This window comes from Sporosarcina thermotolerans (genome assembly GCF_030067815.1).
Classification (GTDB): domain Bacteria; phylum Bacillota; class Bacilli; order Bacillales_A; family Planococcaceae; genus Sporosarcina; species Sporosarcina thermotolerans.
In genome coordinates this window covers 2964244-2989332 of the sequence record NZ_CP125968.1, presented here as the reverse complement: position 1 = coordinate 2989332, position 25089 = coordinate 2964244, and the positions used below count along the sequence as shown (strand labels likewise).

General features: G+C 39.6%; 21 protein-coding genes and 4 pseudogenes. 14 read left to right on the top strand and 11 right to left on the bottom strand.

The features are described 5' to 3' along the window. Positions 1 to 617: 617 nt before the first annotated feature. The 3 genes and pseudogenes from QNH10_RS16880 to QNH10_RS16870 form a co-directional block, all read right to left on the bottom strand. Positions 618 to 1801 (bottom strand): annotated as a pseudogene (locus tag QNH10_RS16880) (acetoin utilization protein AcuC). Further along, positions 1771 to 2418 carry an acetoin utilization AcuB family protein gene (locus QNH10_RS16875; RefSeq protein ID WP_283732486.1) on the bottom strand — a complete coding sequence of 216 codons (648 nt, stop codon included), beginning with the start codon at positions 2416 to 2418 and terminating at the stop codon, positions 1771 to 1773. The pseudogene QNH10_RS16880 and the gene QNH10_RS16875 overlap by 31 nt, the downstream one beginning before the upstream one ends. 16 nt (positions 2419 to 2434) lie before the next feature. Continuing rightward, positions 2435 to 3067 carry a GNAT family N-acetyltransferase gene (locus tag QNH10_RS16870; protein WP_283732485.1) on the bottom strand — a complete coding sequence of 211 codons (633 nt, stop codon included), beginning with the start codon at positions 3065 to 3067 and terminating at the stop codon, positions 2435 to 2437. A gap of 103 nt (positions 3068 to 3170) precedes the next feature. On the opposite strand from QNH10_RS16870, the gene QNH10_RS16865 reads away from it, so the two are divergent. The 8 genes from QNH10_RS16865 (at position 3171) to acsA (ending at position 9123) form a co-directional block, all read left to right on the top strand. Continuing rightward, a complete protein-coding gene (locus QNH10_RS16865; RefSeq protein WP_283732484.1) occupies positions 3171 to 3437 on the top strand; it encodes a hypothetical protein in 267 nt (88 codons plus the stop codon). Positions 3438 to 3488: 51 nt separating this feature from the next. Then, the gene (locus QNH10_RS16860; RefSeq protein ID WP_283732483.1) at positions 3489 to 3923 is read left to right on the top strand and encodes a hypothetical protein; all 435 of its coding nucleotides are present in this window, start codon (positions 3489 to 3491) and stop codon (positions 3921 to 3923) included. 135 nt (positions 3924 to 4058) lie between these two features. Next, complete coding sequence (locus tag QNH10_RS16855; RefSeq protein WP_283732482.1) at positions 4059 to 4328, top strand: hypothetical protein; 270 nt, start codon at positions 4059 to 4061, stop codon at positions 4326 to 4328. Positions 4329 to 4441: 113 nt separating this feature from the next. Then, entirely contained in the window at positions 4442 to 4777 is a 336-nt protein-coding gene (locus QNH10_RS16850; protein ID WP_283732481.1) for a hypothetical protein, read from the top strand. A 128-nt stretch (positions 4778 to 4905) separates the two neighbouring features. Next, positions 4906 to 5304 (top strand): IS200/IS605 family transposase, encoded by a 399-nt coding sequence (gene tnpA, locus QNH10_RS16845; protein WP_283732480.1) that lies wholly within the window; start codon positions 4906 to 4908, stop codon positions 5302 to 5304. A 10-nt stretch (positions 5305 to 5314) separates the two neighbouring features. Beyond that, complete coding sequence (gene tnpB, locus QNH10_RS16840; RefSeq protein WP_283732479.1) at positions 5315 to 6466, top strand: IS200/IS605 family element RNA-guided endonuclease TnpB; 1152 nt, start codon at positions 5315 to 5317, stop codon at positions 6464 to 6466. Positions 6467 to 6773: 307 nt separating this feature from the next. Beyond that, a complete protein-coding gene (locus tag QNH10_RS16835; RefSeq protein ID WP_283732478.1) occupies positions 6774 to 7232 on the top strand; it encodes a DUF4279 domain-containing protein in 459 nt (152 codons plus the stop codon). A gap of 172 nt (positions 7233 to 7404) precedes the next feature. Further along, on the top strand, positions 7405 to 9123 hold the full coding sequence (acsA, locus tag QNH10_RS16830; protein WP_283732477.1) for an acetate--CoA ligase: 1719 nt from the start codon (positions 7405 to 7407) through the stop codon (positions 9121 to 9123). A 48-nt stretch (positions 9124 to 9171) separates the two neighbouring features. Here acsA and QNH10_RS16825 read toward each other — a convergent pair whose 3' ends face one another. From QNH10_RS16825 to QNH10_RS16815, 3 genes and pseudogenes are all read right to left on the bottom strand, one after another. Then, a complete protein-coding gene (locus QNH10_RS16825; protein ID WP_283732476.1) occupies positions 9172 to 9498 on the bottom strand; it encodes a hypothetical protein in 327 nt (108 codons plus the stop codon). A 61-nt stretch (positions 9499 to 9559) separates the two neighbouring features. Further along, on the bottom strand, positions 9560 to 10870 hold the full coding sequence (locus QNH10_RS16820) for a transglycosylase domain-containing protein (protein ID WP_283734675.1): 1311 nt from the start codon (positions 10868 to 10870) through the stop codon (positions 9560 to 9562). A gap of 537 nt (positions 10871 to 11407) precedes the next feature. After that, a pseudogene (locus QNH10_RS16815) lies at positions 11408 to 11919 on the bottom strand (transglycosylase domain-containing protein); the annotation flags it as partial. Positions 11920 to 12510: 591 nt separating this feature from the next. Here QNH10_RS16815 and tyrS point away from each other — a divergent pair. After that, entirely contained in the window at positions 12511 to 13782 is a 1272-nt protein-coding gene (tyrS, locus tag QNH10_RS16810; protein ID WP_283732475.1) for a tyrosine--tRNA ligase, read from the top strand. 92 nt (positions 13783 to 13874) lie between these two features. Here the strand turns inward: tyrS and ku are convergent, their stop codons facing one another. Continuing rightward, a complete protein-coding gene (gene ku / locus QNH10_RS16805) occupies positions 13875 to 14711 on the bottom strand; it encodes a non-homologous end joining protein Ku (RefSeq protein WP_283732474.1) in 837 nt (278 codons plus the stop codon). A 101-nt stretch (positions 14712 to 14812) separates the two neighbouring features. Here ku and QNH10_RS16800 point away from each other — a divergent pair. Continuing rightward, a pseudogene (locus QNH10_RS16800) lies at positions 14813 to 16653 on the top strand (DNA ligase D). Between the two features lie 234 nt (positions 16654 to 16887). Here the strand turns inward: QNH10_RS16800 and QNH10_RS16795 are convergent. Genes QNH10_RS16795 through QNH10_RS16785 form a run of 3 tightly spaced genes read right to left on the bottom strand, consistent with a single transcriptional unit; the run spans position 16888 to position 20192 of the window. Beyond that, a complete protein-coding gene (locus QNH10_RS16795) occupies positions 16888 to 17514 on the bottom strand; it encodes a carboxymuconolactone decarboxylase family protein (protein WP_347177899.1) in 627 nt (208 codons plus the stop codon). Positions 17515 to 17542: 28 nt separating this feature from the next. Continuing rightward, the gene (locus tag QNH10_RS16790; protein WP_283732473.1) at positions 17543 to 18934 is read right to left on the bottom strand and encodes an APC family permease; all 1392 of its coding nucleotides are present in this window, start codon (positions 18932 to 18934) and stop codon (positions 17543 to 17545) included. A gap of 46 nt (positions 18935 to 18980) precedes the next feature. Continuing rightward, entirely contained in the window at positions 18981 to 20192 is a 1212-nt protein-coding gene (locus tag QNH10_RS16785; RefSeq protein ID WP_283732472.1) for a MalY/PatB family protein, read from the bottom strand. A gap of 231 nt (positions 20193 to 20423) precedes the next feature. Here QNH10_RS16785 and QNH10_RS16780 point away from each other — a divergent pair, with 231 nt between their 5' ends. After that, positions 20424 to 20888: a MarR family winged helix-turn-helix transcriptional regulator gene (locus QNH10_RS16780; RefSeq protein WP_283732471.1), complete on the top strand. Its 465-nt coding sequence runs from the start codon at positions 20424 to 20426 to the stop codon at positions 20886 to 20888. Between the two features lie 111 nt (positions 20889 to 20999). Here QNH10_RS16780 and rpsD read toward each other — a convergent pair. Next, a pseudogene (rpsD, locus tag QNH10_RS16775) lies at positions 21000 to 21601 on the bottom strand (30S ribosomal protein S4). A gap of 330 nt (positions 21602 to 21931) precedes the next feature. Here rpsD and QNH10_RS16770 point away from each other — a divergent pair. The 3 genes from QNH10_RS16770 to megL all read left to right on the top strand — a co-directional run bounded on the left by QNH10_RS16770 (position 21932) and on the right by megL (position 25086). Then, positions 21932 to 22984: a hypothetical protein gene (locus tag QNH10_RS16770; RefSeq protein ID WP_283732470.1), complete on the top strand. Its 1053-nt coding sequence runs from the start codon at positions 21932 to 21934 to the stop codon at positions 22982 to 22984. 170 nt (positions 22985 to 23154) lie between these two features. Then, a complete protein-coding gene (locus tag QNH10_RS16765; protein ID WP_283732469.1) occupies positions 23155 to 23778 on the top strand; it encodes a GGDEF domain-containing protein in 624 nt (207 codons plus the stop codon). Positions 23779 to 23871: 93 nt separating this feature from the next. Then, positions 23872 to 25086: a methionine gamma-lyase gene (gene megL, locus QNH10_RS16760; protein WP_283732468.1), complete on the top strand. Its 1215-nt coding sequence runs from the start codon at positions 23872 to 23874 to the stop codon at positions 25084 to 25086. Positions 25087 to 25089 lie beyond the last annotated feature (3 nt).

Genomic DNA, 25089 nt, shown 5'->3' with positions numbered 1-25089 from the left:
CGTTTATGAAGATTTCTCAACTGAAAAACCGTGCAGCACGTTGATTTGCGCTTCAGACGGCACGCTTTCCGGAGGGCGTGCGGTGAACCAACCCGTTCGCTTCGCTGCCGTTGGTTGTTTCACCTGTCAGAGCAAAGACGTGCTCCTTTTCGCTACGCTTCACTCGCAAGAGCCGTTCTTCGTTACGGCTCTCGCTAATCCTCCCGGAGTCGGCCGTCTTCCGCTACAATCAACTACGAGTCTGCTTCTGTACTACAAACGCGCCAAATCGTAAAAAGAGTAACACACAATATCGTTATTTTGGATATGGTATGCCATAAACACTGACAAATTCTCCTCAGATTGGCATTTTTAAACCAGAAAAGCGGTTATCACCACTCAAGCCGACTTTATCACCACTTAGGGTATGTTTATCACCACTCAGAGGACTGTTATCACCACTTGTACGAGGTTTATCACCACTAAGCTTCAAAAATGATGAAATATCAATGATTCTTCAATGTCCTTTACATACAGCTCAATCCTAAAAAGAACACTCACTTTCTATCCTAACTTTTAGCTAAAGAATAATTGTCACCGAAAAGTCCAACTGAAACGCATAGCAACAGTTTATAGAACTATTGTTGATTCCGAATGATGTGTAGTGCTTTGATTAGCATTTGGGTGTTTTTTTCTGTTATTTCGGCCTTTCTTGGAATTGGGTCGTATAATGGTTTTGGGTCTTGCCATGTTTTGATAAGTGGGACAGGGGATTGGTTCCCCCAAGCGTTGAGCCAATCCTCGGGTAGGTTGCCGGTTGGGGCAGGGATTTGTTTCATGGCTAACCAAATTTGTGACCATGCTCTTGGCACGACTCGCCAAATATCGTATCCACCACCGCCAACGGCAATCCATCGGCCCTCACAATATCGCTCTGCAATTTCTCTTGCAATCCTTGGTATTTGTTCAAAGATTTCCGTCGTCCCGTATAAATGTGTTAATGGGTCGAAGTAATGCGCGTCAGCTCCGTTTTGTGTCAGAATGACATCGGGTTTGAAGAAAGCTGCTACTTCCTCGATGGCGGTTTTATAAATTTCAAGAAATGATTCGTCCTCGGTGAATGCATCAATCGGGAAGTTGAATGAAGTCCCATATCCTTTTCCATTGCCGCGTTCCGTGACACTGCCTGTGCCGGGAAAAGGTATCTGCCTGTTTCATGAATGGAAAGTGTGCAAACGTCTGGGTCATCGTAAAAGGTCCATTGGACTCCATCGCCGTGATGTGCATCGGTGTCTATGTAAAGTACCCGTGCTCCGTATTTTTTTTGCATGTATTTAATGGCGACCGAACTGTCGTTATAGACGCAAAATCCCGATGCTTTGCCACTGAACCCGTGATGAAGCCCGCCGCCGAGGTTCACAGCATATTTTGACCTGCCTTCCATCACTTCATCAACTGCAGTCAAAGTTCCCCCTACAAGCATTGCACTTGCTTCGTGCATATTTGGGAAGATGGGAGTGTCTTCTGTGCCGATACCATAAACAGAGCCGATATCATCACTAACTTGTCCTTTGCCAGCCCTTTTTACAATATCTATAAATCGCTGATCGTGCACCAATAAAAGTTCTTCGTCCGTTGCAATCCTTGGAGCGATGATATCTTCATCGTTTATTGCGTTTATTTTCTTTAACAGATCCAAAGTTAGCACAAGTCTTTTTTGATTGAAAGGATGGGATTCGGAAAATGTGTATCCAAGTTGTTCTTTTGAATAGATGAATACCGCTTCTTTTTTCATAAGTCCATGCCTGGAACATTCGGCCATAAAACCTCAAATCCATTATTCTTTAACCCTTTAATAACATTAAGTGGATTCATTGTTTTAAGTCGAATAACGAGAATTTTATTATCTTCATTTTCTTTATCCGGATAGACGAGTATACTTTGGACGTTTATTTTATGCTCGTAAAACACTTTGGATACTTCAAACAGAATGCCTGGAATGTTAGGGACACGCACTTCGATTTGTGAGCCCGGTTGATGGGCACCTGTTAATTCAATATATTTATACAGAAGGTCGGTCTCTGTTAAGATGCCGACCAATTTGTTGTTTGACACAATTGGAAGACAACCGATTTGATTATCATAAAAAACAACCGCTGCCTCCTCGACAAAGTCCATGGGATGCCCGGTAATCGGATTCTTTGTCATTATTTCGGATAAAGTTTTTTTGTAAACGGTTACATCCGTCGTATCAGAATAAAGGGAGGGTAACACTTCTTTCATATCTCGATCAGTTATGATTCCAAGCAGTTCCGTCGTTTCTGAAACGATTGGAAGATGCCGGATTTTCTTTTCCTGCATAATTGACAATGCGTCTTTGACGGTATGGTGGGGTGAAAGTGAAAAGACGTTCCTCTTCATAATTTCCTCGATAAGCATTCTTAACTACCTCCTATCAATACATGAAACGATTCATGAATCGCAAACTATCAAATTCCTGAACCGATTCCTGATCTACTCGCTTTCCAATTTTGGCCATTAAGCAATTTGCAGGATGTGAACTTATTTCGGGGTCGTCAGTTGCGTAGTATACGAGACCGCCGTGATTCATCATCTTTTCCATCACTTTTCGATATTCCCATACATTCAATTTTGTTCCTTTTAAATCCCAATGCCAATAGTACTCTGTTGTCAGGATTATATAATCCTCCATCGCATCATCCATCATTGAGACTTCAAGTAAGGTTTTTCCAACGCCACCACTGCGATATTTGGGAATGACTTCGATTGCTCCTAATTCGATAAGGTTTTCCATTTTCCCGTGTGACCATCTTTCGAGGGGATCCGGATACAAATAGGTAACATAGCCGACTATCTCATTATTATCACGAGCAACAATGATTCTGCCTTCAGGAAGATCAGCAATTTCAATTAACGCTTTGTGTTGCTGTTCTGGAGGTCTGAATGCTATTAGGTCCTTATGGAAATCGAGACTTGCTAATTCCTTTCCGGGAATTGGGCCTTCGATTATAAGGTTTCCGTTCTTATGTTTGATTTCCATTGCATTATACGTTTTGACATGTTCCAAATTTATCACCGTCCTAATCAATAGACCTTATTTAAGTATACAACAAATAATGACTATGGTAATTGGAATTCATTAAAAAAACTAATAATGATGATGGGCCACGTTGATTTCCGCTCCGGGAGGGCAGTCGACGAATCTACGGGAAGTCGTTTCGAGTCTATGGGAAGTCCGCATCGGTCTACGGGAAGTCTGCTGCATTCTATGGGAAGTCCGCGTCGGTCTATGGGAAGTTGGGGCCGGTCTATGGAAAGTTGCACTCACTCTACGGGAAGTCATAGAATTTCGAATTGCTTCAGAACCTGGAACCATACACTACTTCAAGACGGATGATAAGCTTTCAAAAGATTTAGGTAAATCTATGGTAAAATAAGTTAAAAGGTTGTTTTGTTTGTTGAAGAGTAGAAAGGAAAGGAGGGTGAGTATGCTAAAAAGGAACATTTTAACTCTGACTTTTGCCTCGTTGTTATCAATCTTACTTATTGCTGCTTGGTTTGTATATGCAGACGGAGAAGAACTGTTAGCCGTTTTTCCAATGGCGTTCTTTATAAGTTGGTTTGCAATTCCCGTTATATTACTGAACGGACTTCCTGTGTCACTTCTATCAGAAAAATTAACTAAGCGGTTTTCAAATAATCAGCGGATATGTTGGTCTTTTGTTATCCACGCTATCTTTGGTTTGGGATTTATATTTATCGTAGGACTTTTATTTGAGTCCCAAACATTAATACGGGATTTTAGCCAATTCTGGAGAAGTTATGAAATGTTTTTTATTGCATCGATCATAACTTCTATATGCTTTTGGGTTATAGATGAATGTTTAAGATTTTGTCTAGGAAAAAAGGCGGAGGTATTTTGAAGATGTCCAGAGGCAAGTACTATTGGCTATTAGATAGTATATTGTTTTAAATGAGCTATCTACAGCAAACCGAAAGGTGGATTATAATATGGGTTTAGCATTGGATTTTGCGCGTGCTGTATTGCCCTTGTAATAATGGGAGGAATTTCAGTATTTGTAATTCTAAGAATGAAACATAAATATGAGGATGGCACCCTGGGTAAGAAAAAAACAAAAGGCGCTCAAAATTTATTGGATAGTTTAATACCATTCGGAATGATGATTGGTATTGCTGTTGCTGTACTATTAAGCATATTTTCAGCAATTTCCTTACTATCTGCAATGACCTGGGGACCTGGGATAGGTTTTTTATTTGGATATTTTGCTTATGAAATTTATAGCAAAGAAGATGAGAGTCATTCGTAATAACTGTATTCCTGAAAGTGGTGCAATTCTAGGAAAAGGCTTTAAGCCTGTTCGGTTAAATGAGATTGTTGACCGATAGTTTTGGTTATTTATTTTTTAGGGGGAATAAAACGATGACTGATCGACGTGAAATTGTTAATGTTGAATTTACACAGAAGACATATGATAAAAGTAAAATGGATACGTGGTCTAAAGAACAGTGGAAAGAATGGGCTGGGGAGCCGGATGACAATACAGGTATCCAAATACCGTTAATTAATGATAATAGATTTTACTTGAAAATAATGGGGATTTATTATAATGAAGAAACGAAAGAAATGTTTTTTGGTTTTGACTCACAAAATAAACTTGACCGAAACATAAATATTCAATTCGGTGAGTGGAAAATTGATGAAAGTACTTTTAATTTATCAATTTCCGACAGAAGACTCCCACTTCAAGGAATGTGAAGGGCAAAGCCCAATGAGTAAGTGGGAGATGAATGTCGGTTAGGCATAAGCCTAAAGATTAATTTGTTTGAATACTTAGTATTTTAATAGTATAATTAGTGTTAAGCAATAGAAAGGCTGACACTACAATGAAATTAGATAGCAACAACCATTCAGTGTTCTTACTGTATTATCATCTTGTTTTGGTCGTTAAATACAGAAAAAAAGTTTTCAATGATGAAATGTCTGACTACGCAAAGGACATGTTTGTAAAATTTGGTGAGAAATATAATATATCATTAGTTGAATGGAATCACGATTCCGACCATATTCATATTCTATTCAAGGCCCATCCAAACACAGAAATGTCCAAGTTCATCAATGCTTATAAGAGTGCAAGTTCTCGAATGATCAAAAAGGAATTTCCACATGTTAGAGAAAAACTGTGGAAGGAAATGTTTTGGACAAGAAGTTTTTGCTTGCTAACCGCTGGTGGTTCTCCTATCGAAGTAGTAAAACGGTATATTGAAAATCAAGGTTTGAAGTGAGGTGAGGTCAATGCTGGTCAATAAAGCGTATAAATTCCGTATCTATCCAAACAAAGAACAGGAAATACTGATTGCTAAAACCATCGGTTGCTCACGCTTTGTATTCAATCATTTCTTGGCGCGTTGGAATGACACCTACAAAGAAACAGGCAAAGGATTGACATACAATTCCTGTTCTGCCGCATTAACACGGCTGAAAAAGGAACTGACGTGGTTAAAGGAAGTTGACAGCATTGCCCTCCAATCTTCACTTAGGAATCTCGCAGATTCATATGGACGCTTTTTTAAACGGCAAAATAAAGCACCCCGATTCAAATCGAAAAAGAATAAAGTACAATCCTATACAACAAAACATACGAATGGAAATATTGCGGTTGAAGGAAATAAAATCAAACTTCCTAAACTTGGGTTTGTCCGTTTTGCCAAAAGTCGCGAAGTTGAAGGCCGCATTCTTAATGCAACGGTCAGACGAAATCCATCTGGGAAATATTTTGTATCCATTCTGGCTGAAGTGGAAATACAGCAGTTAGCAAAGACCGGCTCTTCCATCGGCATCGATGTCGGTCTGAAGGAATTTGCAATCCTGTCAGATGGGACGCTATACAAAAACCCCAAGTTTTTTCGAACGATGGAGAAAAGGCTCGCTGATGCACAGCGCATCCTCTCCAGAAGGCAACGATTAGCTTTAAAGAGAAACTGTAAACTTGATGAAGCAAAAAACTATCAAAAACAAAAACGGAAAGTCGCCCTCCTGCATGAAAAAATCACAAACACACGAGTGGACTACTTGCATAAAATTTCTACCGAGATTGTCAAAAACCACGATGTCATCGGTGTTGAGGATCTGCAAGTATCAAACATGTTAAAGAACCGTAAATTAGCAAAAGCGATTAGTGAAGCATCCTGGTCCCAATTTAGAACAATGCTTGAATACAAAGCGAAATGGTATGGCAAGCAAGTTGTTGCTGTTTCTAAGACATTCGCAAGTTCCCAACTTTGTTCATCTTGTGGATACCAAAATAAAGACGTTAAGCATCTCGCACTGCGCGAATGGTGCTGCCCCTCTTGTGGTGCGCATCACGATAGGGATATTAACGCAAGTAAAAATATTAAAAACGAAGCCGGAAGGCTTCTAACCGTAGGGACTGCGGGGATAGCCTAATCAATAACTGACGGTTACGTCAGTGTTCTTAGGAATCTCCACTTCAAACAAACTGCAAGTTTGTTAAGTGGCGAGAGGTTCAACTCATGAAAAACCTTACTATTTGAAAAAGCGTTCCGAAGTAAGAGGTTTTCAAAAATCCGTGGAACGCACTTATTTAGAAAGCTGGGACTCCATATCAATTGAGATCAATCTTCTCGATGCTGAAACTAACCTATGCATTAGAGAATTTGAATTTCAAATTGAAAAGCGTTTAGTTCGGTTATTTATATAATGATGGGTAGAAGATCCGAAGGGAAAGTTTTATTTGGACAAAACTCAAGTAATGGTATATTTCAGTATATATGGTGAAGATTTTCCAATCGACTTAGTGACAGAAACATTGGGAATTGAACCTACAAAAACCTATAAAAAGGGTGATGCTATTAAAAGACCCTTTAATCAAAACGTTACTTCAACAGGCATTCATTACCGAAAAGAAACAGCTTGGGAATTAAGCACAGGATATCAGGAGTCTATTGACGTGAAAAACCAAATGGATCCAGTATTAGGACAGTTGATAGGTAAAAGGGAATTAATAAATCAATTGAAAGCGGAGTTTAAGTTAGAGTGCCACTTTTCAATTGTCATAGTAATGGAAAATGGGTATACACCTGGTTTGCATATTGATAATGAACAGGTTGAATTTGCAAATAGTATAAAAGCTGAATTTGATATTGATTTGTATGCGAACCCTTATGATGAAAACCTTAGCGGATTACACTAACAATCCATATTCAATATAAGCATGCAATGGAAGCGTCCCACGGGCGCTTTTTTTCTTGCATAAGAAGAGAAGCAAACTTATAAAACAATCAAAATATACCAAAATGTTAGCTAATATAGAAGAATTACTGTAAAATAGTAGGGGTCAAATGTTCTTTGAAAGGGTGATAGGAATGGAGAGTAAAATGTTACCTGTAATGCAGGGGGATTATCAATTGCAGGATTATGACCAAACAGCGAAGGAATTTCAATGGTCAGAGGCAGAGAAGGAATTCAGCTGGCATAAGACCGGGCTCATTAACATCGCGTATGAGGCTGTGGATCGACATGCCGATTCCTATCGAAAAAATAAAGTGGCGCTTTATTACAAAGATGCAAATCGTAAAGAGGCCTATACTTTTAATGAGATGAAGAGAATGTCAAATAAAGCTGCCAATGTGTTACGAAATCATTCAACATTGGAAAAAGGAGATCGTCTTTTTGTATTCATGCCAAGATCTCCAGAATTGTATTTTTCAATACTTGGTGCCCTTAAAATGGGTACGATTGTTGGGCCGTTGTTCGAGGCGTTCATGGAGGGGGCAGTATACGATCGCCTATCTGATAGTGAAGCAAAAGCGATTGTTACAACACCCGAATTGGTCGGCAGGATACCTGTTGAAAAATTACCTCACTTAAAAACAATATTTCTTGTGGGAGAGAATATTGAAGAGGATACATTGCATGTTGACTTCATGAAACATTTTAAAGAAGCGTCCCCATACTTTCAGGTCGAATGGATGGAACGAGAATCTCCGACGTTGCTTCATTATACTTCGGGATCGACGGGGAAACCGAAGGGTGTGCTTCATGTACAAGAGGCGATGGTGCAACAATTGCAGACGACAAAATGGGTTATGGATTTAAAGGATGAAGATATCTTCTGGTGTACAGCGGATCCTGGATGGGTTACTGGGACAGCCTATGGAATCTTTGGACCAATGCTTGCTGGAGCAACATCGCTGATCCTTGGAGGAAGGTTTTCAACGGATAGCTGGTATGAAGCCATTCAAGACTATGGTGTAACTGTTTGGTACAGTGCGCCTACAGCATTTCGCATGCTGATGGGAGCAGGAGCGGGACCATTGGAAAAGTATGATCTCTCATCCTTAAGACATATTTTATCAGTTGGTGAGCCACTCAATCCAGAAGTAATTCGTTGGGGGATGGAAGTTTTCAAACTGAGAATCCATGATACATGGTGGATGACAGAAACTGGTGCCCAAACAATATGTAATTTCGGGTCTTTGCCTATAAAGCCCGGGTCGATGGGGAAACCGGTTCCTGGAATTGAAGCTGCTATAGTAGATGATCGTGGACAAGTATTACCTCCAAATCGAATGGGGAATTTGGCGATTAAAAAAGGCTGGCCAGCTATGATGCGTGCTATTTGGAATAACCCGGAGAAATATGATTCTTATTTCATGAATAATGAGTGGTATGTATCAGGCGACTCTGCTTATATGGATGAAGATGGCTATTTCTTCTTCCAAGGTCGTGTTGATGACGTCATCATGACAAGTGGAGAGCGAGTAGGTCCTTTTGAAGTGGAAAGCAAGTTACTTGAACATCCTGCGATTGTCGAGGCTGGAGTGATTGGGAAGCCGGATCCGGTCCGTGGAGAAATCATTAAAGCTTTTGTTGCACTTCATGAAGGATATGAACCATCTGAAGAACTTTCCGATGATATTAAGCAGTTCGTCAAGAAAGAGCTTGCAGCACATGCGGCTCCGCGTGAAATCGAATTTAAAGATAAACTACCTAAGACACGAAGCGGAAAAATCATGCGCCGTGTATTGAAGGCTTGGGAACTGAACTTGCCTGAAGGTGATTTGTCTACAATGGAAGATTAATAAAACCAATATAAAAGGGACCCCATGAAGTTATGGGGTCCCATTTTCTTAATCGTCGTCATCATTTCCGGATGGCGGCTTTTTATTACCGTTATTTCCGTTGTTTCCATTTCCTTTGTTACCCTTATTATCGCTATTCCCATTATTTCCAGTTTCATCGCCATCATCGCCTTCATCATTACCTGGAGGAGGGGTTGGTTCTGTTTTATCATCTTCTTTGTCCTCGTCAGGCTCAGTTGCTGGTGGTTCTGGTGGCTCTGGGCTTTCAACTGTAATACTATTCGATGCTTCAGATAAAAGACCAGTTATATCTACAGCTTTGACATGGTAAGTGCCAGGTCCTACAGATATAGAATTAGCCGATCCATCGAACACTGTAGCTATCTTAGTGTTATTTTGGAAAACATAATAACCGATAATATCGTTCGATGAAGATTCAGTCCAAACTAAATTTGAACCTTCGATTGACGCGCTTACCCCGCTGGAGCAACATCGTCGGCTGGGAATTCCGCCCCCATACAACACCTGATGAGAATATGGACGAGGACGGGAATAGTTTTGAGGCATCGCCGCCCCAAGATCCAAGCATCCTGTCAATATAGCTTTGGCTTACTCCAGTACCACCTGCAACAATGAATTCAGAAGGGGTAGATGGAAGTGACATATACCGGCTGCCTTTGACAGAAACATAGGAGGCATCGATTATGCTGTCATCAGGCTCAGTTGGTAACATTACTTTCGAATTGAATAGGTCAGATCTGATTAAACCAGCATTTGAACAAGCCTCAGACGGGGCCAGTCCCGAAATCGCACAGAATGGTTTAGAAACTACTCCTTCAGGTTGCTTAAATGAGTCGCCAGCACCTATAATGTCAGGTTTCACTTCATTTGCCTTGTTCAATAATCGACTAAATAGCATTGTCGTTCGGGTCGTCGGATGCATTTGCCCGGTTCCCCTCGTGTACAATTTTCGCGTATGGTCTTTATATCCAAACCATAGACCAAGCGAAACATTAGGATTATAACCGACCAACCAAGCATCCCCATATCCATTTGTTGTACCTGTTTTTGCAGCAAGATCTGTATTGAAGTTCATAAAGCCAGGCACTTGTTGTCCTGTACCTCCAGGCTTTACGACATCTCTTAGCATATCGGTGATGATATAGGCAGTCTCAGGGCTAAATACATCAACCGGTTTTACTTCATGTTGATAAACGATGTTGCCGTTCATATCCTCGATTCGGTCAATGATATACGATTTGATAAACTTCCCACCGTTTGCAAAAGTTGCAAAAGCATTTGTATTTTCCTCGACACTTACCCCAATCTTCATCCCACCATATGATGTGGAATAGTTCACATAATCTTCGGCGTGTAGTTTCGTAAAATTCATTTTCTTTAGAAATTCAGCAGGCCGCTTATCAATAATTTCATTGTATAACCGCGCTGTAGGAAGGTTCAGTGATTCGGAAAGTGCCTTTCTTGCTGGGATTATCCCGTTTTCCAAATCAGCGTAATAGTTTGATGGACTCCAATCATCATTGCCAACTTTTATATCAAATTTGACATCGACTACTGGACTGCCCGCTCCGATAACCCCATATTCGATTGCGGGAGCATAGACAAGAAGTGGTTTCATCGAGGAACCGTTTTGTCTAAATGCTTGTGTGGCATGGTTCAGTGCCATCAACTGATGATCACGTCCGCCTACGAAGGATAGTATACGACCTGTATTGTTTTCAAGCATGATGGCCCCAACTTGAACGGGGTCATCTTTCAATACGACTTCCCCTGTACTGAGGTCCTTTTCTTCGCGAGTATATGTAAACCCGTAATATTCGAATTCCTCAGCAACTTTATTCATTTCATCATAGAGAGTCTTATCGATTGTTGAATAGATTCGGTATCCGCCTGTACGCATTTCACGTTCAGCAAGTATCTTATATTTTCCTTTGACTTTATCATCTTCTTCAAAGCGTTCTGGATCGATTCCGTCTTTTTTAGCAAGCATTTCCGCAAAAATATCTTTAGTTCTTTCTTGGATTTCCTGCGTTAAATAAGGGTATCTTTCTGTTGCTCGCAACGTTTTTTCCCTAAAGTCCTTTGTAATATCGTAATTGATTGCTTCTTCATATTGTTTTTCTGTAATATAACCTGTTTCTTTCATCCTGAAAAGGACAGTTTTCATCCGATCAATTCCAGGTTTGATATTTTTTTCGTTTTTCTTTCCACCACCATAATAACTGCTAAGAAATGGTGTATAGGCAAAAGGTGCTTGCGGTATTCCAGCGATGTACGCCGCTTGGGGAAGATTAAGATTTTTTGCTGGAATGCCGAAAATCCCTTCAGCAGCAGTTTCGATTCCTGCAATATTTTGCCCCATAGCGTTTCTACCATATGGAATGATATTTAAATAGGCTTCCATTATCTCCTCTTATCCATAAAATGCTCAATTCGCATGGCAAGAAGAATTTCTTTCGCCTTCCGTTCATATGAAACTTCATTCGTCAGTATTTGGTTCTTTATTAACTGCTGTGTTAAGGTCGAACCACCCGTCTGACTCGAAGAGTTTGTAACGTCTTGGAAAAGTCCACGGAAAATCGCTTTTGGAACAATTCCATTATGTGTTTCAAAGTATTCATCTTCCGTTGCCAATACGGCATCAATGACGAATGGAGAAACATCTTTTAAAGTAGTTAGTTTCCGTTCAATATCAGAGTTTACTTTACCCAAGTATATATCATTTGAAAAATAGATTTCTGATGTCTCTTCGTAGTTGAAAATGGCGTTACGCATTTCAGTTTTGGATCGAAGGGGCTCTTTCGCAACAAGTGAAGCAAAGTAACCGGCTCCAACGGAAGTTGCAAAAACTCCGAGTGTCAACCCAAAGATAAGGAATAGAAGGAAGAGATTCCAAACTACCCCAGAAGTAATACGAACACCTTTTGCCCACCCTTTATTCTTCAACGCTTCAAATTTTTCTTCTATTAAGTCAATCCTGTTTTTACGTTTTTTGTTCAAAATTTCATCCCCCCAAAATCCTTCCTATTATAGCACATTTCGGGCAAATCAATATAAAATGTTTGACAATCGGATATTTTAGATTACAATAAGGATTATATAATTTTTCGATGGTGAAGGAGCCGAAGTAGCGGCGATAAATCCGTTTAGAGAGGCAACGGTTGGTGAAAGTTGTCCGGGGTATCGTTGACGAATTACAGCTTTGGAGTGCGACGCGTACGCGGCGATAATGCGTCTTTGAGCGGAGAATTATTTTGATATTCTCAAGCCGGGTGGTACCGCGTTAAATGAACTATTTCATAACGTCCCTGCATGATTTCCAGTGGAATCGTGTAGGGGCTTTTTTATTTTATTGGAGGGATTAGGATGACGAACGAGTTAATAGAGGACTTGAAATGGAGAGGCCTCTTATACCAGTCGACTGATGAAGAGGGTCTTGAAAAGGTATTGAATGAAGAAAAGATTTCATTATATTGCGGAACAGATCCAACGGCGGACAGCTTGCACATTGGGCATATCGTTCCATTTCTAACGCTTAGTCGTTTTCAAAAACATGGCCACCGTCCGATTGTTCTTGTCGGTGGAGCGACAGGAATGATTGGTGATCCATCATTCAAAGCTGACGAGCGCCAACTACTTTCTGAAGAACAAATTGCGAAAAACGTGGCGGGTATCCGTAAACAGTTAGAGAATATTTTTGATTTCGGCAATGAAAACGAAAACGCGGCTATTTTAGTCGATAATAAAGACTGGTTCGGAGAAATGTCCGCTATTAGCTTCCTCCGTGATTATGGAAAGCTGTTAAGCATCAATTATATGTTAGCTAAGGAGAACGTTGCATCCCGTTTGGAAACAGGTATTTCCTTTACCGAATTTTCGTATATGCTCGTTCAAGGTTCTGACTTCAGCCATCTTTACGATAAGTATAATTGCCGTTTGCAAATTGGTGGTTCAGACCAATGGGGCAATATTACAACAGGGCTTGAAATTATAAGAAAAACACATAATGATGAAGCGAAAGCATTCGGAATCACTATGCCACTTGTAACGAAAGCGGATGGCACGAAGTTTGGTAAAACAGCGGGCGGATCTGTTTGGTTGGATCCTGAAAAGACATCTCCATATGAGTTCTATCAATTCTGGATCAACACAGCCGATTCAGACGTTATCAAGTATTTGAAAATCTTTACGTTTGTTGAAAGAGAAGCAATTGAGGTACTGGAAGTTTCCGTTCAAGAGGAACCGCATCTACGAAAAGCGCAACAAACATTGGCGGAAGAAATGACGCGTCTTATCCATGGTCAAGATGCTTTGGATCAAGCAATTCGTATTTCGAAAGCATTGTTCAGCGGAGATTTGAAGGCGCTGACGGTCGAGGAAATGAGAGATGCATTCAAGGATGTTCCGACATTTGAAATGGAGTTGGCTGATAAGAATATCGTCGAATTCATCGTAGAAGCGGGTGTGTCACCTTCTAAACGCCAAGCGAGGGAAGACGTGACGAATGGTGCGATATCGTTGAATGGTGAAAAGGTGACAGATACAGCATATGAAGTGACAGCTGCTGATCGTTTAGACAATGCGTTTACAATTGTCCGCCGTGGTAAGAAAAATTATAAAATGGTGAAGTTTATTTAATGCATAATGGCCAATCCTGTGGGGGATTGGCCTTTTTTTTGAAAGGAAGTCGGTGATAAACGCTCGAGAGTCGGTGATAACGCATAAACCCCTCACATTTTCATGCATTCTTCTTCGCGGTCGTCCGTTTTTCTAGACGCGGGTTTCTTCTTTTTAGTCTTATCAAGAGACGCTTGCAATGCAGCCATTAAATCGGTTGTATTCGATGGCGAAATTGGCTGTTTCTCTTTCGCAGCAACAGTAGCATTGCCTGACTTTTTCTCCTCAATCAATTCCATCAATGCCGTTCTGTACTCATCAGTATATTTTGTCGGGTCAAATACAGTCGTCAGTTGATCGACCAATAAAAGTGCGGTATCCAGTTCTTTTTGCACGACTGTATCCTCGCTCGGAATATTCCCGACATCCTCTACATTTCTGACTTCGTCAGGAAAGTGGATTGTATTCATCAATAATGCCTCTTCATAAACCCTCAACACAGCCAATTGCTCTTTCGAACGGATAATGATTTTGGCTACACCAATTTTACCGGAGTCCTTTAAGGCCTTGCGCAATAAAGCGTATGCCTTTCCGCCGTTCGCATCGGGTGCCATGAAATAGCTTTTTTCAAAATAAATTGGATCAATCTCCTCCAACTTCACAAAATCAATAATTTCCACAGCTTTATCTTCATTTTCTTTCTTCAACTTCTCTAACTCTTCATCATCCAGTACGACGAACTTATTTTTTGTATACTCATATGCCTTCACGATATCTTCATTCTGAACTTCTCTATCACAAACAGGGCATACCTTTTGATAACTAATCGGTGAATTGCACTCCTTGTGAAGTTGGCGCAATTTAATATCATTATTTTCCGTAGCTGCATGGAGTTTGATTGGAATATTGACTAATCCGAAACTGATGCTGCCTTTCCATACTGTGTGCATAAAGTCACCTGCTTTTATTTTTAGTATGAGAGCATCTTTCATTCCTATGTATACGAAATGAAATCGGTCTAACACTAAGAAAAACAGTGGAGAGCGATGTAATGAAACCAATGTTAATGTCTGATGCAAATGAAATACCAGTAGGGAAAGAATGGATTTATGAAACGAAATACGACGGTTTCCGAGCAATTCTTCATTGGAATAAAGAAGGAATCCAACTATTCAGTAGGAATGAAAAACGGCTAAATGATATGTTTCCAGAAATTATAGAAGCTTGCCGTCGAATTGAACATTTGATCAAACCATTCCTGCCTATTGTTTTTGACGGGGAATTGGTCTGTTTGCAAAACGATTTCAGAAGCGAATTCTCCTTCGTGCAAACGAGGGGGAGGATGCGGAAGAAAGAAGTGATCGCTCAACATTCGATGGCCTTCCCATGCCAATATATCGTCTTCGATCTTATCACTTTCAAGGGGAAGGATATGGCCAAGTCCGCACTTGAAAAGAGAAAAATGGAACTTAAAAAGTGCTTCGAAAAAATGGAGCTGCCATGCCAGGTTCAGTATCGGCACGAAAGCCTCCTTCAATTGATAGAAACATTCACTGAGGAGAAGGTATTGTGGAATCACGTCAGAATCAGCAATGGGGAAGGGATCATTGCCAAGCAAAAGAAAAGCATTTGGAGCAACGAAAAACGGACGAATCAATGGTTGAAAGTGAAAAACTGGCGGCAAGTTTCAATTATTATAACGAAATATGAACAGGTGAATGGATTCTTTACGGGTGCTGTCTATCATGAAGGCAAGGTCATTGAGGTGGTAACATTCAAGCATGGTATGACAGACGAGGAAATGAAAACGTTAAGCGAATTATTTCTCTCGAATGGGATAAACATTGGCGATTCCGTTTATGAAATTGCACCTTCTATCTGTGCGAACATAAATTGCATCAGCTTTGACGGGAAGCATTTGCGTGAGCCAAGGTTCCACTCTTTTGCATTTGAAATGAACCCAGAAGAATGTGAGTGGCGGCATATGCTAAGACAGTTGAATCCGATTCCAGAGAAAGTCCAAGTCACGCATCCCGACAAGCCGGTTTGGCCTAAGAGTGGCATAGAGAAGGACGACTACTTACTATATTTGCAAATGGCGGCACCATTCATGCTTCCGTTCCTTCAAGAACGGCATCTCACACTAATACGTTTTCCTCACGGTGTTCCCGGTGAAAAATTCTATCAAAAAAGCGTTCCTGATTATGCTCCCGATTTTGTGAAAACTTCAAGGGATGAAGATATTGACTACATCGTTTGCAATGATATCACGACATTACTTTGGTTAGGAACCAACTTGCGCTCGAATTCCATATTCCCTTTCAAACAATCGATACAAAAATGCCGACAGAAATCGTCTTCGATTTGGACCCACCCTCCGTCGAAGAATTTTCCCTATCCGTTGAGGCAGCAGTACGTTTAAAAGCGATATTCGATCAATTCCAACTAACTTCCTTCGTCAAAACATCTGGCGGTAAAGGGTTGCAACTATATATTCCGATCCCATTCAACACCTTCACCTATGATGAAACCCGCATCTTTACAAAATTCGTCTCGGACTTCCTATGCGACCAAGAACCGGAATGGTTTACGACGGAGCGGTTGAAGAAAAACAGAGGAAACAAACTTTACCTGGATTATGTCCAACACCACGAAGGAAAAACGATTGTAGCTCCTTATTCGCCGAGGGGTACCGAAATAGGGACAATCGCTACGCCGTTGAAGTGGGAAGAGGTAGGGGAATCATTAAGACCTGAGCAATTTACAATAAATACCGTGATGGAACGGATGAAAACAATCGGTGACCTATTTAGGGAATTCAGGAAAGTGGGGGAGGCGCAGCCGTTTGCAGTCGTACTTGAGCAGTTGAAAGAGTTGTTAGAGGAAAAATAACCCCTTGATATTGCAAAAGCAATATCGGAGGAAATTTTAAGAAAAACGGCGTTGGAAAAAGCAAAAAAAATAACGCAAGAATGCTGTTATATCAGTATCTTGCGTTATAAATGAACAGTTTTGATTTAAACTTGATGGTAAAGCACCTTTTTTATTACTCTAATTCCTTCCATTCATCAGTGAAGTGTCTTTTAACTCTGTCATTACCCTTCAAATGCATTTAATGCATTAACGCTAAGGGCTAGCAGAACCTGCTTTTAATGCTGTGGCTACAAAAATCGCCTCAGTAATCTCCTCCATGGAAATATCTAACTCTTTCGCTTTTTTTGTGTGTAGTTCAATACAATAGGCACAACCAGTAACATGAGCAACTGCAATTGCCATAAGTTCTTTATCTTTTCTACTTATTAATCCCGGTTTCATGGCTTCCATATCAAATTTATTGAAGGATTTAAATGTTTCGGGGTTTAACGCGCCGAATTCCTTAAATCGCAACATATTTGATCTACTATATAGATCATAGTCCTCTTCAGCTCCATCATAAGCGTTTAGTCCGTTTAAGCCATGGGCTAGTGCGGAACCAGCTTTTAAAGCCGTAGCAACCATAATTGCTTCTTGGATTTCCTCTTTAGAAGCTTCTAATTTTTTAGCTGCTGTTACATGTGCTTCAATGCAGTAAGGACAGCCCGTTACATGCGCAATTGCTACAGCAATTAGTTCCTTAGTTCTCTTCGGAATAAGACCTTCTGCTAAAGCTAATCGATCAAATGCAATAAATGCTTTGAATGTGTCCGGGGCAAGTTTTCCTAACTCCATTAATCTACTAGCATTTGATTTTTGAAATAAACTATTGTTTGTCAATTTATAGCCTCCAGTTAAAAAAACATAGTCAATCTTCTTCGTAGCTTATTTCCATTTGAACTTTACCAGATTTGTATTTCCAAATTGCATATGAACTTGCAAGAGCAAGTATTACAATGTTTCCCAGAACCAAATTTATGCTTAAATCCTTAGATAATAAGTAAACTTGGAAGCCAGATGTCAATGTGGCTAAAATACTTATGATCCAAAGGGTTGTTTTTGAAGTGCGAAACTTCGATTTTGCCCACAAATCAGGAACTACTTTCGGTAATCTAACTGTAGCGATTGAAAGTACTAGGAGTAAAACATTATTTAGAATTAGTGCAAAACTTGCTATTCCACCTATATTCCAGCCGGTAATAATCGGGATTAACCCCAAAATGTAAAAGATGGTTAACAGTATATGTGGAGTTTTATATTTTTCATTAATTGCTCCTAACCGTTTTGGAAGCCATCCGTCAATACTAGCTTGAAGCACCGGTTTCGTTACCCATCCTAATGTCGCATTTAGAGTTGTGGCCAAAGCAAACATGGCGCCGCCAACAATAAAGAATACATATATTGGATAAGGTAAAATTTCAAAGGCTACAACAGTTAGCGGTTTATTTGCAACTTCGCTAATAGGCAATACACCTGCAGCAACTGTAGCGATAAAAGCATAGATTATTGCAACTAAAACCGTTGAAACGATCAAAACGAATGGGATATCTTTTGTTGGATTTTTTGCTTCTGCACCAAAGTTTATAACAACAGAAGCTCCACCTGTCGCAAAAGTCAACAAGGCAGCAGCAGCAAACAATCCTGTAATTCCTCCTGGCATGAACTCTGCACCTGAAAAATAACCAGGCTGAATATGCGGCATCCCGAAAACAACGAATAACGTTAATGCTAAAGCCATAACAATAACCATAATCGTTTGTACCTTAGCTGCTTCTTTTACACCAAATAAATTCGCTAAATAAAAAATGGTCAGGATTGTAACAGCAATTAATGTAGAATTTATTCCAGGAATTAGCGCTAAGAAATAGTCTGCAAAGGATAAAGCATACATTGCTATTGAAATATTAGTTATTATATAGATAATTGTATAGAATCCAGCAAATCGATTCCCAACAAGAAGTGCTGCTTGTGTATAAAACCCACCCCTCAATCGAACCGTTCCAGCAACTACAATCTGGGTAAATGCCATAATGATAACAAACACTGCGGCAATCATGAACGCAATGTTTACAGACTTTCCAGTCATGCCAATGGCTACTCCAGCCAATGCGAATAGCCCAGCCCCAATAATTTGTCCGATTGCAATGGACATTAGGTCCCCTCTACCTAAAACTCTTTTTAGATCTTTAGTTGAAGATTGTTTTTGCTCTGTTATCGGAATATTTTCGGTTACGACAGCTTGTGTATGTGTATGTTCCATGTTTTTCCCCCATTTGTGTTCCCAATGTAATTGTTTATTATACTTCCTATGCTTTTATAAGATTTATAGCTTCTACATCCTGAAATTCCAAAGCGATTCTTTCAAGTGCTTCTTTTATGAGTGGACGAGGTGATGGAATGCAAATTCTTTGAAAACCTTCTCCACCATCTCCGAACATATCCCCATCCTCAAGTAAGACATTCGCTTTATTGTAAATACGATCATGAACCTCTTTAGATGAGAGTCCATAACCCCTAAAATCCAGCCACATAACGTAGGTTCCTTCGGGAATGTTCACTTTTACTGTAGGCAAGTTCTCTGCTAAGAAACTCTTCACATAATCCATGGTGTCATCAATATATTGATTTAATTGCTCTAGCCATTCTTCTCCTTCGTTGTAGACAGCAATAAGAGCTGAAACTGTAAACGGAGATGGTAGCTGCATACCCATTGCTTCAGTAAAGGTGTTTCTCATCTCTGTATTTGAGATGATGACATTTGTACAATGAAGCCCAGCGACATTAAAAGTTTTATTAATTGCTGTACAAGTAATAATATGATCTGTATTGTCCGCAATCTTTGCTAAAGGAGTAAAGGTTTGATTCTTTCTTATAAGATCCCCATGAATTTCATCAGCAACAATGATGACATCATTTTCTGCACAAATATCAGAGAGCTTTTTCAATTCTTCTACAGTAAAAATTCTTCCGGTAGGATTATGGGGATTACATAGAATAAACATTTTTGTGTTTTCTTCTTTGGCTTTTGCTTCAAAATCCTCAAAATCAATTGAGTAATAGCCTTCAGAATCACATTTCATGGCGTTATGTCTTACAACCCTGCCATTCCCTTCTACAGCTGTTGTAAATGGAGGATAAACAGGTGGTTGAATAATGACGCCATCCCCAGGATTGGTTAATGCTTTTACAGCTATATTCAATGCATGAACTGTTCCAGGGCTATATACGATTTCCTCCTTTTTGATTGTCCAGTCATGTCTCTTTCTAAACCAATGCTGAATAGAATCATAGTACTCATCAGGAAAAACGGAATACCCAAAAATACGATGCTCAACAGTTTTGTGAAGCGCATCTATCAATGGTTGCGGGACAGGTAAATCCATATCAGCTGTAAATAATGGAATTGTCTCATTATCATACCTCTCTGTTAAACCAACCTGTTTAATTAAGTCACCACCATCCCATTTTAAAGAATAAGTATTTCTTCGATCTACCATTTCATCAAAATTGTATTTCATCCTCTTTCTCCCCCTTGGTTTGATAATCGATACTCGTAATGAATAAAAGCGCTTACATTTTGTTTCAAAAACAGTTTAGCACCTAAACCATTTTATTGTCAACAGTATTTTCGATATCTTTTAAATAATGTAAATCGTATCTTAATAAAGCGTTATAGAATGAAATACAACTCTTAATCTATGCTACAATCAGTTATAATGATAAGCTTCACAATGAAAGTAGGTGGAAATTTGGAAAGAGAGGAAGTTTTTTTTGAACTTATGGAAACGCTTTATGAGGTGTCTCGATTTATTAGTTCCTACGAAAGTGTCCCAAGGAAATATGGAACTGAGGATGAACTTTATATGGTGGAGGTTCATACGCTTAATTTAATTGGAGACAAAATAAAAACAACTACTTCAGAGATTGCTACTATTACTAATCGCACGAAAGGTGCCGTTTCCCAAATGGTTGATAAACTCGTTAATAAAGGGTTAGCCGTTAAATATAAAAACCCTAATAATAATCGAGAGGTTATTATTGAATTAACAGCCAAGGGGAGTGTGGTTTATGATTATCATAAAGAGCTTGATAAAGAGGAATATGAATATCATTTAAGTAAACTAAATCAATTTACAACCGATGATTTTAAGAATTACATTATGATATCCAGATCAATTATTGATCAGGCAAAATGGAATAGTGGTTTCAAATGATGGCTGAAGGATTCAGATTGATTTCATTCCGAATCCATTATTTATCAGCAGAAAAAAAGCTTTAGAAACCTTGACGGATCAAGGTTTCTAAAGCTTTTATGATTCTTAATATTAACGAGAGTAGAACTCAACGATAAGAGCTTCGTTAATTTCAGCAGCAAGTTCGCTGCGCTCAGGCATACGTACGAATGAACCGACTTTAGTGTCAGCATTGAAAGTAACGTACTCAGGAACATAGCTGTTCACTTCAAGAGCTTCGTTAACAACATCAAGGTTTTGAGATTTTTCACGAAGAGAGATCTCTTGACCAATTTTTACGCTGTAAGATGGGATATCAACGCGCTTGCCGTCAACCATGATGTGACCGTGGTTAACAAGTTGGCGTGCTGCACGACGAGTGCGTGCAAGACCCATGCGGTATACAAGGTTGTCAAGGCGAGTTTCAAGAAGAATCATGAAGTTTTCACCGTGTTTACCAGGCATTTTACCAGCTTTGTTGAAAACAGTTTTAAATTGACGTTCGTTCACGCCGAACATGAAACGAAGTTTTTGTTTTTCTTGTAATTGCATTCCGTATTCGGAAAGTTTTTTACGTTGAGTAGGACCGTGTTGTCCTGGTGCGTAGGGCGTTTTTCGATTTCTTTTCCTGTACCGCTTAGCGAAACGCCAAGACGACGGGAAAGTTTCCAAGATGGACCTGTATAACGAGCCATAAGAGACTCCTCCTCTATTTTGGTTTTATTTTGTTGTAAAATAAGAACCAGATGTATTCAATCCTTGTGCCATTCTATTTCTTGCATCCTCGCCTCAGCAGCCTCGAGGTTACACGATGCACCTTGTTGAAAGGAATAGACTGGACAGCATGGATCATACAACTGCTGCAACTATTTTACACAAGTTCCATCTTAACAATTATTAGAATGACAGTCAAGTTATTTTCCTTTTTTATAATTGGAAGACCCAATAGTAAACACTGGTTAATAAAGGATAGTTGAATTACAATATGTTTATAGATATCGGTGAACGGTAGATGAGGGGATAGTATGTATAATCATGAACTTACGGTTATTGAAATGAAATGTGCTGTTTTCGATTTGTTTTCAAGTAAGATTGATGAACTATCAATGGAAGAAATGCTTCATGAATGCAAAAGGATGTTTATGAGTCATTTTGAAATTATGAATGCAGATATTCTTTTATATGATAATAATCGTTTTATTCCATTGATAGAAGGTAAAATTATGGGAAATGGGAGTAAATCCCGTACAACAAAGGATTATCCAATTGTTAACATTTCGCTGTTAGCTCATACGGGTGATATAAATGAGGATTCACTTATTATTCGTGATAACAGGCTAAATCCGCTTGCAGCCCTAATCTTTACAGCGACTGACAAATGGCATTCATTTGCTGAATCACCTTATTTGAAAGATGTAAAGAAGGTGCTTGGCACTTTTGTTGGTCAAGTCGTGAAAGTTCATCAGCTATCTGACAATGAGTCGATGTATAGACGCTTGTTTGAAGTGACGGAACACTTTAATTCGACAATGGACAGCGATGTGATCATTGAGGAAATGATGAGGGCGGTACTCAAGTCCTTTTCCGGATATGAAGTGCAACTCCTGCTTTCTCAGGAATATAACGATAAGACAAAGGGTTATCGTTTATTCGATTATGTGAATGAACGTGCTTCGGCTGTTGATGCATTTTTATCTGGCGATTTAACGATCGAGAAAAACGCGGAAGATCTTAATGGCATCTTGATGAATGCTGCAATTGGGGGAAGACAAGGTACTTATGGGGTTTTGCAAATCGTAGCAGTTAATGGGACTGACTTTACAGCTACTCAAAAAAACTTTATAAAATTGATAACAAATGTTGCGGGAAGTGCCCTTGAAAACGCAAATTTATACGAACAATCATACCGTCTTGTAAGTGATTTGCAATTGGTCGATGAAACTTCCAAGGAATTGAATAGTAATTTGGATATAGAGGATATGTATGACTATCTTGACGTGCAGTTCAGGAATGCTTTCAGTCCAGATGAAATGGCGTTTGTTACAATACAGGGGAAGCCGTCGATTCAATTGCTCTAACTTCCAATACCTCCTTTTTTAAACAGGAGGAAGGTCTGAAGGTAGTCGAAAACATTCTTTCACGTTTACAGAATGGGGAAGATTCGATTTTTGATGTAAATAGTAAAAGTGATGAAGAAATCTCTGGTTTTACTTCGCTTGTAGCACTTCCAATCACAAATAACGTGAATATGATTGGGTTTGTCATCCTTTTACATAAGGATGATTCCTTCTCATTTGATAATTTCAAGCTTCTACGTTCGCTCATTGGTCATTCCTCATTGGCGATTTCGAACGTTATGCTTCGTGACCAATTGCAAGATCTTGTTAACAAGGATAATCTGACTAAGTTATTTACCAGAACGTATTTTGATCAGTATGTAGCTTCATCGATAGAAAATGGGGAATCAGGTATATTTCTGTTGATGGATATTGATGATTTCAAATTGGTAAATGACACATTCGGCCATTATATTGGTGACATTGTCTTACAGCAAATGGCATCCTTTATTAGTTTAAAATTGGATGGAATAGGTTTTGCAAGCAGATGGGGTGGAGAAGAGATAGCAATTTTCCTACCTAATGTTTCGTTCGAAAGCGGCGTGGAATTTGCCCAATTACTTGTTAAAGAAATACCCGCTATTACAGAACCAAGCGTGACAGTATCTATTGGTATGGGCGAATGGTTACCAAACGAAGGTACCTCTTTTAACGAACTGTTTCAATCAATCGACAAAGCCTTATATCAGGCAAAAGGAAATGGGAAAAACCAATTCATCATACATGGAGTGGCTTCAGCAAATGGACTTTGCTGAAGTTACTCCTTTTCTCTTTTTCTTTTAAGATAAAAAGTGTAGAATGAAATCAGGGAATGTAAGTGCTTACATTTGAAGAAAGGCGGGATTGGGATGAAAAAGAACAAATTACACAAAGACACACTTGTAGTGCATGAAGGTTATGACGATACGAAACATCATGGTAGTCTAGCGGTACCACTTTATCAGACATCGACATATTCTTTTGATACTGCCGAACAGGGGGAAAAACGTTTTTCGGGGGAAGAGGCGGGCAATATCTATTCCAGAATTGGAAATCCGACCGTCCGTGTTTTAGAGGAAAGAATGACTGCACTTGAGGAGGGCGGTGGTGCGCTTGCATTCGGTTCTGGGATGGCTGCAGTAAGCTCCATTCTGGTCCACTTGACTAAGGCTGGGGACCATATACTTTGTTCAAGGGGAATTTACGGCTGTACGTTTGGCTTATTAAATATAATGAAAGAAAAATACAACATTACACATAGTTTGATCAGCATGACAAGCGAAGAGGAGATTGAACAGGCGATCACACCTGAAACGGTATGTATTTACGTTGAAACGCCTATTAATCCAACAATGGAATTGGTAGATTTGCATTTAATCGTGAAGGTTGCAAAGAAACATGGTCTCCGTGTTGTTGTTGACAATACATTCACCTCTCCATATTTACAAAATCCGTTGGCCATTGGAGCCGACTTCGTTCTCCACAGCGCAACGAAGTATATTAATGGTCATGGAGATGTTATCGCAGGATTGCTTGTAGGAAAAGATGCTGACGAGATGGAGAAGCTCAGATATAGCGTTCAAAAGGACTATGGAGCCATTATGTCGCCATTCGATGCATGGTTATTGATCCGTGGGTTAAAAACATTACCAGTCCGAATGGAAAGACATACAGCCAACGCGGAAAAGCTCTTAGTCTATTTAAAAGGCCAAAGTTTAGTTGAAGATATTTACTACCCATTTGACAAGGGGAATCCTCAATATGAAATTGCTGAACGTCAAATGAAGGCAGGCGGGGGATTGATATCATTTACAGTGAAAGGCGGTAAAAAGGGTGCCCAGTTATTCATGGATAGCCTTTCGTTGATAAAAATCGCTGTAAGCCTTGGTGATGCTGAGACGCTTATTCAACACCCTGCCACAATGACACATTCATCCGTACCTGAGGAAGAGCGTGGCAAAATGGGGATATCGGATTCTTTACTCCGTTTATCGGTAGGACTTGAACATCCAGAAGATTTGATTGCCGATCTAAAATCGGCGTTTACCATATTGGAGAAAACCAACTCATTGCATGCTAATTAAAAA